Below are 13,699 nucleotides of genomic sequence, written 5' to 3' on the forward strand. Positions count from 1 at the left end.
GAATTAAACAACAAGCCATTTGGCGACCATATCGCATAAAAGCTGCACAGCCATTTTAGCATCATGAGGGTCATTCTGATCGTAAACCTCGCGCCTAATGCCACGTACGCCACTATAGATAATAAATGCCAGCATATCTTTATCTGAGTAGCTTAACTTGCGGGGAAACAGATGTTCTACTTCAGCGAATGCGTCCATCAAAATGCCTTTTTCCAAATGAATAAGTTTTCGGTGCAGGGTATCTAATGATTGCGTGTGTTTAAACTTTTCATCTGCACCTATGAATCCTTCAATAGCATTAAATACGCGCTTCCATTCTTGCGAAGTCTTGATTTTTGTAGTGCAAAAAACAGTTATCTTTTCGTTTAATGTTCCCGCTTTAACAACTGCAGTACGAATTTCAGTGGCAACATCATGTGCAATGCATTCAAGCACCGCCTGAAAAATCTCGTCTTTGTCCTTAAAATAATAATAAAGCGAAGTTCTGCTACGCCCTGTGGCCTTCGCCACATTTTCCATAGTTATTTTTGCAGGGCCTGCTCCCTTATACAGATGTAAGCCGGCTTGTAAGATTTCCGAGCGAATAATATCGTCCTGACTGGTCATTTTCTATTTGTTTCGATTGCAAAGATAATGAAATTTGACAAAATTTATTTTTTTGTCGAAATAGACTAATAACGCGTCTACGCTTAATTTATACTTACCGTACCGTTATAATTATGCGCTGATATCTTGTAAGAGAGGGTGAACCGTTATCAGTTACCTGAAAAATAATGTGAATGGTTTGTCCGGAAATGGCGTCTTTAGGTATCTCGATTTGTGTTTGTTTGGCTTCAGGATTTAATATTGAAACTTTTCCGGGGAAAGTTCCTTGTTGAAATTGCCACCAGCTAACAGAAAGCACATCTCCGTCAGGATCAGAAACAGCTCCGTTCAATCTTATTGTTTCGCCAGCCGTTGCCATGACATTTAATGGCCCCTCAATTTTGGCAACCGGTTCGTGGTTTGCCCTTTTATATATTGGCGTTGTCGACCATTTAAGCCGGGCGGCAAAATCCCGCTGAGCAGCCGGGAAAAAGTCAGGATACGTATTACTTCGATCTTTCGGCGCAGCAAGCGAAGTTGCCATTGCTTTTGATGATGTATCACTATTTTGAAAGAAGATGTTTTTAGCTTTGGGATCAATGAATCCGGCGCCACCCCAACCTCCATAGGTGCCATTTTCATATGCACGCAGTCCATTGCCGAGCATGTTCATAAAGGTAGGGTCATCGCCCTCTCCTAACCATGAGCCTTTCTCCTGTACGGGCATCCACACAACATAACCCATTTTCTTCAACTCGTCAGTGGTATGACCACTGACACCAAAATAGTCCATGATATCACCTTTTACCATTTGTTTTCCATCGCCCCATACCCTGTACAGCGCTCCCAAGGGGCCTCTGCCCGATATGTTTTCCTTCATCCAGGATGCTGTCATATAAACAGAATCCTGTGAAGCTGCATTTAGTTGAGCGCCATAGCCATAGTTTGGTCCGCCTCTAAACTCACGATATTCAATACCCGGCCAGTTAGGTTTAATATACTTTGCATAAGTATCATCCTGATCGCCGGAAGGGAGTAAAATCACCTTCCGGTAAATTTTTGATCTTATTTGTTCCCAATTGTTGGTGAACTCATATTGTTCCTGAATAGCTTTTAAAGCACGCGCGATAGTGCTTTGGCCGCCCCACGCTGTAATAAATAATTGCCCTGGTTTATCATCAAGTATCAGGGTTTTGATGAGATCTGAACCTGGCGAATCTTTTGAAATATCACCATCAAATTCAATATTTCCAATTCTGATTTTGGCTTTTAGAACATCCGGTGCAGGGTAATTTGGATTATGTATTTTAAGATTGGGGTAAACATTTGCGTATGTATATACTGCATCATGAATAAAATGCTCATCTTCGCCCCATCGCCAGGATTCGCATGGGCACAAGTTTAATCCAAAGCGGGCATACTCGCGGCCCGGTACAAACCATTTGGTTCCCTTGCCATCGCCTTTCCAATGAAAAGCACTGCTCGCGTAAATCAATCCTTCAATTTCAACATCACAGCTGTATAGTAGGAACCTGATAAGCGAATTATTATCATCCAATTCCGGATCAGCTGTAATAACAATGCGTGGCTTTGCTTCGTTAGGTGAGTTTTGAGCATGCGCAAAGCCATTAATCGCAAAAAGAGCCATTAGCGTGAATGCGTACCGACTTGCTCTGACGCTAAAGTATTTCAGGTTTAAAGTCATTGGTTGTACTGGTTTATAATATCCAGTTAAAAATAAGTAAATCAGCTGATATGTTGCTGATAATCAGATGTAATATATTTAAACAAAAAATCCCGCCGAAGCGGGATCTTTTGTTTAGCGGTGTATATCGAAGATTGTTAAATAGTAAACTATTCTTCAGGTTGCTCCCTCAATGGTGCTTCCGCATGAGGGTGATGCGTTTTTTGAATCAACACATGAGCCTCGGTCCGGTTATGCCCTGGCGGCGCCAAAAGCAAACTTGTTTTTGACAAGCCCGACCATAAAGTCTGGTTCTTAAATGCGATAGTACCACCGCCGCGTTTTCTCTGTGATATCATACGATTGATGTCGCCTACACAAATCCATGGATCGTGTAAGGTAACTCCCCATTTAGCATGGTCGTGTGTTTCGGGCCAGGCCCAATGTGCGCCCATAAAACCTAAATTGATATACTTGATATCAAAAGTTTTATGAATGCCATCACTATCGGCAATAGGTGGAATTGGGCCACGGATCCATGTTTCAATGTCGAGATCATCTTGTAGCGTAGGGCCTACCAATTCGTTCCAGAAATCTTTATTCCACTCCCGGTTCTTCGCTATAACTTTAAAAGGCATCCCTCCAATCGTCTTTAAATCAACTGAATCTCCCAAAGCTACCGGATGGTTGGCCAACGGCTGTGTCAGCGCATAAAGGTCGGAGGTTTCAGGAAGATTTGCGGTATTATGAAAATAGATCTGCGGTTCCTGGTGGTTTACCATTTGTTTAGCGATCATATTGGCGGTATCCAAATCCAGCGAAATACATAAATAGGTTTGTCCGTATTTTGGAGTTGGATCTTTAATGGCTCCCGGGTCGGCGAACTTAGGCCATGAATGAAGCAGCCAGAACGAGGTTTTAGATTCTGTATCAAATACCAATGCGCCTTTGGTATGGCCTCTTGTACCATCATCATGCTTGTTAAGGCTTTCGGGCATTTCATCGTTGTAAAGGATCCACCCGGTTGTTGGGGCCGGCGACTTGAAGTTTTTAAAAACCGAGTCCATTGTAAGGTTAAGCGCACCCTTATCGCTGTTCAAAACATTGGGCGATTTGGTTATCGTCCTTTGCCGTGCATCTGGGTTTGCATCAATTGTGGAATCGTAATAGACATACTCGTAGCCTGTAGCCTTGTCATTACCCACACCTCCGTCAAGTTGCGGAACCTTGTAAATAAACCACCAGTCAACTGGGGCGCCATTTTCATCAAGCGCGGAAATTTTCATAATTTTTGGATTAGGTTGTGAAATTGTTTGATTAATCGCTTGCAGGCGTGGATGAGGTTCACCATAAAGATAAAGCAATGAGCAGTATTACCGTTTGCGTAATTTCACGGATTTTTCACAGTTAGTCACCGTAGTTTTACGTATAAATCGCTATAGATCAAGTGTTCATGGGCAGGATAAAAGCAAAAAAACCGCTACCTGATAGGTTAGCGAGTTTCTAAGTATGAAAAGTTTAATATTTCAGTCGATCTGTAAACTTAACTTTGTTTAATCACCATCTTCATCTTTTCCGGCCAGTTTAGCGGGATAGGCTTTTTTTCCTTTTGCTGCAAACCATAGTATCCTATTCATCACATCATCATTACCGCCATCTATGTGATCATATTCTGGTCTTGATGATAATTGTGCAAAATGTAAAGCCGGGCCTTTGAGCGAAGAAAATGGCAGGCTGATTTTATTAAGTGGCACCTGGTTTTTTAAACTCGTATAAGTATACAGAGATGGCTTATCGGTAAAACATTCAAACATGGGTAGCGCAGTAGCATCAATAATATTCATAGGTGGTAAACCTAATATTTGCTCAATAGAACGTACTATACAGGTTTGGTTGTAATTTTTACTCACTTTATGCTGTAACCTGCTGTAAGGACTAATCACGAACCCGGTTGTACGATACGCTGATACGTGGTCCCAGCCTGCCTGTGAGTCATCTTCGGTTACAAATATTACCGTGTTTTTCCAGAAACGGCTTTTTGAAATTGCTTCAACAATGCGGCCAAGCGCAAGATCATTATCGGCTACCATGGCATCAGGTGTCGGAAACCCAGGTCTGGTGCCCACGGTATGATCGGCCGACAGGGCCATCACCATTAATTGCGGTAGCTGGTCGCCGGGCTTTTGCTCGTACTCGTGCAGCTCTTTGATAAAAGCCGAGGCCCTTAACTGCTCATTGATCTTATGTTCATCAGATCCCGGAAAGTTTTGCGATAGCATTGGCCTTACACGCGATATGGTGCTGGTATTATTAAAAGTAAAAGGTTTGCCTGTGTTGTAATTATTGTAAATGTCGCTCCAGCTAAGCTTGTTGTCAAAGTGTACCGCACAAGCCTCTCCATAAATCCGTACCGATTTACCATGATCGGCGGCATTATTCCAGATAAAACCGTTGCCATCATAAACCAGTGCATCTTCCTGTACGTGCGGATAGCTTCTGAACCAAGACCTTACGCTTTTCTCAACGTAGTCGGTAACCATAGCGGCATCCGTCCATTGGTGTCCCTCGGCCGAGCATTTACCTGAAACATAATAATTATCAAGCAACAAAAAGTTACGCGCTAAATTGTGCTGATTGGGCGTAACGCTATCGCCATAAATACAAAGCGACTTATTGCCATTGCCTTCAGGCATGTCGCCTAAAACCTGGTCGTAAGTACGGTTTTCTTTGATGATATAAAGCACATGATTAAAAACAGATGGTTCGCCAATACGTTCAGGTATTGGTTTAGGTGCAACGTTTTTACGTGGCAGTAACTGCGCTATTTGCTGGCGGAAGCTGAGGTTCAGGTTCTGTACCTTTTGGGTATACTGTTTCAGTGTAGCATCATCGGGTATGCTTATCATAGATACAGTAGCTTTTAAATGGTGCGAGTTATAAGCTACAACATCATCTGCGCCAGGCAGGTCGCCTTTTAAATTGCTTTTACCAATCTCGTCAGTACCTACCCTTGAGCCCTCTCCTTCCAGGTTGGTTACGAATAAATTGTTGCCGTCAACAGCTAACCCACCCGGGTACGCTTCTGTTGGAATAAAGCCTTTCACTTCGTCGCTCCCGGTTCCTTTAAGCGATGTTTTGTTGCCTAATTTTACCATTGCCACCGCGTTATCCAAACCGTTTGCAACGTACAGGATGGTACCATCCGCATTTATTGCTAAAGCATTTGGTGTATCGCCTATATAACTTTTTTTACCCGGGTTTAATTTTACATCGATAGCTGCTATGTTTTGCAATGAGCTTGTTGAAATTACCGACACCATATCGCTGTTGCCATTGGCCACATAAACAAAAGCTTCGTCGACACTATTGATGATGGCGTTTGGATGCAGGCCTACTGTAATTTCCTTGATCACGTCTCCTTTAGCCAGATCCATAACCATTACAGTGCCCTGTACGGTTGCACCTGTTTTAGGATCGATATAAGCTTTACCGTAAGGCACGCCGGCTGTTTCACGTTTTAAGGTATCAACCGCTTCGGGACCGGCCCAGTTTGTCAGGAATATTTTATTTTTTGCAATGGTAAGTCCGTAAGGCGCAACACCGGTTGATTTTGTCCAAACGGTTTTATTATCGGCCAAATTGATTTTCACCAATTGGTTATTGCCGTTTAAAACTACATATAAATAATTTATCCCATTCTCATTATTAATGGCCAAATCGTTAGGTAACGCCAGTGGCGATTCACCTTCGGCCTTAAAACTGAAGGTGTTTTGTATACTGATCTTGTCATCCTTCCAGATTGCCTGGAAAACGTATGATTTTGAGTCCCTGCCTTTCCCCGCAGCCGCGCTCCAGTATATTTGAGTTTGACCGTCAATATTTACAACTTTTAAACCGGAATAAGTGCTGGTCAGCCCGCGATAACGGGTATCTTGTTTATATGTCCAGCGGGTAGTAACTTTTTTGGCTACAGTATCAATTATGGTAAGCCCATACCTGTCCTCAACGACAATAAACTTAGTGTTGGGTATCAGCCTTACGTCCATGCTATGGTTTTCGTCTTCAGCGTCGCCAAATGATATTACGGTTCCTGCCGGGTCTATAATACGGTTATATGGCATTAAAACCGGTAATATGTGGCGATTGAGCGTGCTGTCATCATAGGCGCTGTGCATGTTAACCTGTTCATTTTCGGAAACCTGCTTGTTGCCGGAAACGGTATGACATGCGCAAAAGAAAAAGGAAGAAACGAATATAAGTAGTAGGGATTTCGGGTATTTCATAGTATACAACTAAACGGCAAAATTAAAGCAGGTACATTTACTAAAGGTAAATATTTAGTGAAGAATATAATTGTTACATAGCGGATGAAATTATACAGGTGATAACCTTCTTTTCTATAATTGTTATGATATTTACCGGGTAACACATCAAAGCATAGTGATCAGGATAATCAGCTACCAGGAAGGCGAAAGCAACCATAATGTCATCATCAAAGGCGCAACCATAGCCGATCTTAGCGAAAGCATTATCGCTGCTCACGCGGCTGTCAGCATTTATTTCGATACCCAAAGTTACAGACAAATACTGGCCAAACACCTTGAAATTAACCAGGGCGCTTTTACCAATCAATCCGGAACGGTTGCTTTTCCGGAGGTGATTGTTAGCAGTCATGAAGGACAACTGGCACTTTCATGCGGATGTCACGCTTCCGGCTATAAGCTTTGCGAACATCAGGCCCAGGTATTATCGGCCATAACCCAACGTGATGAGTTACGGGTGTTTTTTGATGATAGGTTAAGATTTGAGAAGTTAAAAAAGGTGGCTACTGATTACGGGCTTGAAGATGAACCACACCTCGACAAGTTTTTTGAACTACGGGCCCAATCTAAAAGTTTTGAGATTGTTCCCCGGTCGGTTACTTTAACAGCGGTTACAAAAGAGAGCCTTGCCAGTCTGCAAAATATTATTGTGAGTGATAACGCTGAGCCAATTGAGTTGCCCGGAGATGATGCTGATAAAACAACCTGCATTGTCCTGAAACAGCATAAATACTACAAATATCTTTTTGTTGAACTGTACACTGCGCAAAGTACTAAAGATGGCAAAATTAAGAACCCTTTGCTGCCCATAGCCCCCTTAGACCTCATCTGGGAAACGAATGATACAAGACAGGTTAAGTTTTTTACCGGAGTACACAAGTTCCAAAATCATATTAATACGCAAAAAACGGCTGCAGATATAGCGGCGTTAAAGGCTGTCGTTCAAAATCCATCGGCTTATAATTTTTATGCTCACGATAATAGCATATCAGACAAGGTGACGGCCGGTTCAATAAGCCCGGTAAAGGTCAGAACGTTGAAAAGTGATCTTGAACTTAAGGTAAACACCTGGGACGAGTTTTATCAAATAAGCGGCATTTTTAATGTAGATGGCTTGCTGTATGATGTTAAAGACCTCGATATCAGGTATACTTATTTTATTGGTATAGGTGATGTGCTTTACCTGATTGAAAGCCTTCAGGTATTAAATGTGATCGATCTGTTAAAAAAGAAACAAGGTAGCCTGCAGGTGCATAAAAGTAAATTTGGTGAGTTAAAATCACATCTGCTTAATAAACTGGAAAATAAGCTTCGCATAGATTATACCTACATCAAACCGGCAACACAGGAGCAGATAAAAAAAGAAGGGTTTGATCGCCCGGAAGAAAAGATCATTTACTTGTCGGATTTTGGCGCTCATGTTATGATCATTCCCGTAATGCGTTATGGCGAGGCCGAGATCCCTATTCGTACGCAAAAACAGATCTACGGCACTGATGAAAAAGGCAACCAGTTTTTAGTTAAACGTCGGGATGATGAGGAAATAGCTTTTACGGCCCTGCTTGTAAAACAGCATCAATATTTTAACGAGCAGTTAGAAAACGATCTTGATTATTTTTACCTGCATAAAAGGCATTTTTTAGATGAAGAATGGTTTTTAAACGTATTTGATGAATGGCATAACTACAACATCGAGATTCTTGGCTTTAACGAACTGGAGGGCAACAAGCTAAACGCTCATAAAGTAAAGATCACCATCAATGTAGTAAGTGGCATTAACTGGTTTAATACTGTTATCGATTTAAAATTCGGCAAAAAAAGGGCCTCGCTAAAACAAGTGCACCAGGCTGTAAAAAATAAAAGTAAATATGTACGGCTTGATGACGGTACTCGAGGGATTTTACCAGCCGAATGGATAGAGAAATTTACCGACTATTTTAATTCGGGAGAGATCTCTGACGATGATACCTTGCATACTTCGAAAAGTAATTACACCGCCATACAGCAATACTATGATGAGGAAATGCTGGATGAAGAAGTACGAAATGAGATCGCTACATATAACAGAAGGTTAACCGATACCGAAACTATTGATGAAGTACAAGTACCTCCGGAATTAAAAGGAACGCTGCGAACTTATCAGCATCAGGGTTTAAACTGGCTGAGCTTCTTAGATAGCCTTAATTTTGGCGGGTGCCTTGCAGACGATATGGGTTTGGGTAAAAGTATCCAGGTTATTGCTTTTATACTTTTACAACGGCATAAAGTTAAAAACAATACTAACCTGATTGTAGTGCCAACTTCGCTCCTGTTTAACTGGCAGCAGGAAGTGCAAAAATTCGCGCCATCCATTCGTATCCATACCATTTACGGCGCCGAGCGGCTTAAGCACACCAAGCACCTGCACCAGTACGAAATTGTGCTTACCTCGTATGGCACCTTACTATCGGACATAAACTTCTTAAAAGATTTTAATTTCAACTACGTTTTCCTTGACGAATCGCAGAATATCAAAAACCCCGAATCGCAACGTTATAAGGCGGTACGATTACTGAAATCCCGAAATAAGATCACCATAACAGGTACGCCTGTCGAAAATAACACATTCGATTTATATGGGCAGCTTTCATTTGCCTGCCCCGGTTTATTGGGAAGCAAACAGTATTTCAAGGATATTTACGCTATTCCAATTGATAAATTTAAAGGGAATAAACGCGCGACTGAACTCCAGGAAAAAGTTAAGCCGTTTATACTCAGGCGTACGAAACAGCAGGTAGCAACCGAGCTGCCCGAAAAAACAGAAATGGTGCTGTATTGTGAAATGAAGGAAGAGCAGCGTCATATTTATGACTCTTACGAGAAAGAATTCAGAGAGTATATCTCGGCCACAACTAATGAGGAACTTAGAAAGAGCTCCATGAATGTGTTAAAGGGGCTGAATAAGCTACGGCAGATCTGCGATTCGCCGATGTTATTGAAGGGCGAAAAAATGCCAGGTGATGCCTCAGCCAAACTGGACGTATTGATGGAAGAGATTGAGAGCAAAAAACATCAGCATAAGATCCTCATATTTTCACAGTTTGTATCTATGCTTGATCTTATTGGTAAGGAATTAAGTGGTCGGGATATCCGTTTCTCCTACCTCACCGGGCAAACTCGTAAGCGTGAGCAGGTTGTAAATGAATTTCAGAGCGATCCGGGCATCCGGGTTTTTCTTATTAGTCTTAAGGCAGGCGGTACCGGCCTCAATTTAACCGAGGCCGATTACGTTTATCTTGTTGATCCGTGGTGGAACCCAGCTGTTGAAAACCAGGCTATAGACCGTTGTCATCGTATAGGTCAGGATAAAAAGATCGTAGCGGTGCGCTTGATTTGCCCCGGTACTATTGAAGAGAAGATCATGGTGATGCAGCAATCGAAAAAAGATATTGCCGATAAATTGGTTAAATCAGATAAAACTTTTACCGGCTCGCTCTCAAAAGATGATCTGCTTGATCTGCTGGAATAAAAAAGCCCCTGTAAAATTTACAGAAACTTGCCGGCCAGGAGATAGATTTTGCACGAAGCCACTCAAAAAAACAGAATGAAATGCAGAGTATCGGTGCTTGCTGCACTATGCGTTTCATCCTGTTTTGACAAAGAAAAATATGAGCTGGCTCTGAAAGAAGAACTCGTATTAAATTAAATAGAAATTTTCCCGGAATATTATACTCTTGATTTGCGCAAAAGCGGCAGAACCAAAAAGGTAACAATACAATGCGCTACCAATGATAGGCCGAAGATAAACACCAGGATATATGACTTTTTAGTCCAGGTATTGAAATAATCAAGAAAGGCTGATTGATTGGTGCCGCTATATAATGCCGCCAATGCAAAAACTGCCAGGCCTGTAAGCCATAAGGTTAAATGTGAGTAAAAATAACGTGGCGAGATCAAAGTGCCTTTTGAAAACGAGGTAAATAATAAAATTACGTGGGCGATAAATAGGACAACTGCAGCTGAAATAAGGATATAAAGCATATTAAATATTTTAATCCTGAAGATAATACTTTAGATAATACAACCAAGCGTTTTAAATTATATTTTTATTTTTAACAGTTGGTAAGCTATTCAACCAGATCAGGAGGCGCGGGCTTTGCAGGGTCAAATACTGCGACCGCAACCCGCGAATCAGCACATCCATAATACAGAAACCATTTCTTTTTAAAATAAGCCATACCCTCAATAAATACGGTGCCATTTACATATTGACCGCTTTTTTCAAAAGGCTCTCTTGGTCGCAGGAAAGGGACGTCAAGCCGGGTTTTGAGTTTAGATGGATCTTTGGCATCAAACAAAGCCTGCCCTGCGCAGTATGAATTGGCATTAAAGCGAGGATCCCGTCCTTCGGCCGGTTTGTTTTTGCCGTTATAAAACAGGATCACCCCATTTTTGGTCATCAAAGCAGGCGGCCCGCATTCGGTAAGATCGCTATCGAAATAGCCATTACGCGGCGACATCAGCTCTTTCAATTCTCCTTTTTCATCAACCACCGGCGACCAATCCACCAAATTTACAGATGTGGCTGCATACACATGATGCTCGCCCCAATACAGCCAATATTTTCCTTTAGTTTTTATAACCACCTGTTTTCCGTTAATCACCTGCGTTAATATCGAGGCTGACTTACTGGCAATATTGAAGAATTTGCCATTATAAGCGGTTTCAAATATCGGTCCATGCTTTTTCCACTGGATCAGGTCTTTTGATGTAGCTACACCTAATCTCGGTAAATCGCGGTTCCATTCAGTATAAAAAACAACATAGGTACCCTCGGGGGTAACTGCCACACGAGGGTCTTCACAGCCGCCGGGCCATTCGTATTTTTTTGCAATATCTTCATCCGGATAAAGCACCGGGGCATTCTTCCTGTTAAAATGAATTCCATCAGTACTTTCGGCATATCCTACACGCGATGTTCTAAAGCCAATACCTATGCCGTACAAATCTTCGGCACGATACATCACTACTATTTTCTTGTCTTTTATGGTTGCCGCAGGGTTGAAAGTGTCATTGGCTTCCCATTGAACCTGCTTCTTACTCATAGGATCAAGAAAGCGGGAAGTTGTATCCGGCGATATGATTGGGTTGATATTTGCAGGTCGGGTAAATCCGCCTAACGCCCAATACGGTAATTTGTTAACGGCCGGTTGTCCGTAGCAAAACTGTGTAAACAGCAGCGAAAATATAATACTCCCCTTACGCAAAAAGTTTATCATAGTGAATGGCTTATGTATTTAGTTTTATTATTGGTATGGCTTATTGATCTCAGTAGTTTTCTTGCAAAATATCGCATAAAAAGCGTTGAAAACAAAGTAGGTATCAGTTATAATCTACTCAAAAATAGTAAATTTATAAACTGTATAAGCCTTTTACCCATCCTGCAACTGGGTATAATTTTAAGCTGATGAGAAAACTTTTTTTACTCGCATTTTTACTCATTGTATTACGCGTAAATTCCCAAACACTTACGCCCCGACAACAGTTCCCGGGATTGTTTGAAGCTGTTCAAACTTCAACTATTTTCCCTGATAACAAAACATTTGTTGATGCTGTACCCAAGCAGGATCCGGCCCTGATCATGAAGGCCTATAACGAGCAAAAAGATAAGCCTGGGTTTAACCTGCAGGCATTTGTACTGGCTAATTTTAATGTGCCGGTATCACATAATAATTTCCAAACCGATATCTCGGCAGGCATCCGTAAACATATCGACACCTTGTGGCAGGTTTTACAGCGCCGTCCTGATGAGGCAAAGCCTTTTTCCTCAACCCTGGCATTACCTAATCCGTACATTGTACCCGGCGGCAGGTTCAGGGAAATTTATTATTGGGATTCTTACTTTACCATGCTGGGCCTACAGGAAAGCCACCAGGTGAAAGTGATCCACAATATGGTTGAAAACTTTGCCTATCTGATTGATAAATATGGATTTATCCCCAACGGTAACCGCAGCTATTACCTAACCCGTTCGCAACCTCCGTTTTTTGCGATGATGGTAAACCTGCTTGCAAAAATTGAGGGGGATAAAGTACTGGTGCATTTCAGGCCACAATTAATTAAGGAGTATGAATACTGGATGTATAACTGGCAGGCAATAGGCGCCGATGGAGCAACACATCGGGTTGTAAAAATGCCAGATGGCGATTTACTAAACCGATATTGGGATGAAAGCGATGAGCCCCGTGAAGAGTCGTATATAAAAGACGTTGATGCAGCTAAGGAAAGTAAGCAGCCGCCTGCGCAGTTCTATCGTAACATTAGGGCTGCTGCTGCTTCGGGGTGGGATTTCAGCACACGCTGGTTTGATTCGTCGGGCAAATTACCAACGATACAAACTACCGATGTTATACCTGTTGATTTGAATTGCTTATTGTATAACCTGGAAATGACCATTGCCCGGAGTTTAAACCAGATCCAGAATGCCAAGTTGGCCAAAATGTACAGGTACAGGGCAAACAGGCGTAAAAATGCCATCCTGAGATATTGCTGGAACCAGAAAACCGGCTGGTTTGATGACTACAACTGGAAGCTTAAGCAGCAATCAGATGTAGAAACACTTGCCGGCGAATTTCCACTGGAATTTAAAATAGCCAGCGATGAACAGGCCCGTTTAATAGCCGACGGGCTTAAAAACAACTTTCTGAAACCTGGTGGCCTGGTTACTACGCCGAACTTTTCCGGGCAGCAATGGGATGCGCCGAACGGCTGGGCCCCTTTGCAATACATGGCTATAGATGGACTTGAAAAATATAACTACAACACGTTGGCCAAGGATATTGCTACACGCTGGCTTAAGCTTAACATCAGGGTGTTTAAACAAACAGGTAAGCTGCTTGAAAAATACAATGTGGTTGATACCCAATTAACCGCGGGCGGCGGCGAATACCCATTACAGGATGGTTTTGGCTGGACAAATGGAGTGCTTTTACATTTGGTGAATCGGTATCATATCGATACTCAACAATTGGAGAAAACACCGGCTGAAGTTCAGAATTGATCAGGATTTGGACTTAGAATTGAGACTTACGAAGTTTTAAAAACGTCGTAAGTCTTCAGATATCGTCTG

Annotated in this window: 8 protein-coding genes; 2 read left to right on the forward strand and 6 right to left on the reverse strand. The window is 42.1% G+C overall.

What is annotated here, in order from left to right:
• Positions 1-3 precede the first annotated feature (3 nt).
• The 4 genes from EAH55_RS24670 to EAH55_RS24685 all read right to left on the reverse strand — a co-directional run bounded on the left by EAH55_RS24670 (position 4) and on the right by EAH55_RS24685 (position 6,552).
• On the reverse strand, positions 4-606 hold the full coding sequence (locus EAH55_RS24670; protein WP_121812002.1) for a TetR/AcrR family transcriptional regulator: 603 nt from the start codon (positions 604-606) through the stop codon (positions 4-6).
• Between the two features lie 94 nt (positions 607-700).
• Positions 701-2,290, reverse strand: coding sequence for a DUF1593 domain-containing protein (locus tag EAH55_RS24675; RefSeq protein ID WP_208644928.1), 1,590 nt, complete (start codon positions 2,288-2,290; stop codon positions 701-703).
• Between the two features lie 149 nt (positions 2,291-2,439).
• The gene (locus EAH55_RS24680; RefSeq protein WP_121812004.1) at positions 2,440-3,555 is read right to left on the reverse strand and encodes a deoxyribonuclease II family protein; all 1,116 of its coding nucleotides are present in this window, start codon (positions 3,553-3,555) and stop codon (positions 2,440-2,442) included.
• Positions 3,556-3,822: 267 nt separating this feature from the next.
• The gene (locus tag EAH55_RS24685; RefSeq protein ID WP_121812005.1) at positions 3,823-6,552 is read right to left on the reverse strand and encodes a bifunctional YncE family protein/alkaline phosphatase family protein; all 2,730 of its coding nucleotides are present in this window, start codon (positions 6,550-6,552) and stop codon (positions 3,823-3,825) included.
• 157 nt (positions 6,553-6,709) lie between these two features.
• On the opposite strand from EAH55_RS24685, the gene EAH55_RS24690 reads away from it, so the two are divergent.
• Positions 6,710-10,099: a DEAD/DEAH box helicase gene (locus tag EAH55_RS24690; RefSeq protein ID WP_244228343.1), complete on the forward strand. Its 3,390-nt coding sequence runs from the start codon at positions 6,710-6,712 to the stop codon at positions 10,097-10,099.
• 197 nt (positions 10,100-10,296) lie between these two features.
• Here EAH55_RS24690 and EAH55_RS24695 read toward each other — a convergent pair whose 3' ends face one another.
• Positions 10,297-10,611 carry a hypothetical protein gene (locus EAH55_RS24695; RefSeq protein ID WP_121812006.1) on the reverse strand — a complete coding sequence of 105 codons (315 nt, stop codon included), beginning with the start codon at positions 10,609-10,611 and terminating at the stop codon, positions 10,297-10,299.
• 86 nt (positions 10,612-10,697) lie between these two features.
• Entirely contained in the window at positions 10,698-11,849 is a 1,152-nt protein-coding gene (locus EAH55_RS24700) for a glycoside hydrolase family 130 protein (RefSeq protein WP_121812007.1), read from the reverse strand.
• Between the two features lie 188 nt (positions 11,850-12,037).
• On the opposite strand from EAH55_RS24700, the gene treF reads away from it, so the two are divergent.
• Positions 12,038-13,630 (forward strand): alpha,alpha-trehalase TreF, encoded by a 1,593-nt coding sequence (gene treF, locus EAH55_RS24705; RefSeq protein WP_121812008.1) that lies wholly within the window; start codon positions 12,038-12,040, stop codon positions 13,628-13,630.
• Positions 13,631-13,699 lie beyond the last annotated feature (69 nt).

The organism is Mucilaginibacter kameinonensis (genome assembly GCF_003675385.1).
GTDB lineage: Bacteria > Bacteroidota > Bacteroidia > Sphingobacteriales > Sphingobacteriaceae > Mucilaginibacter > Mucilaginibacter kameinonensis.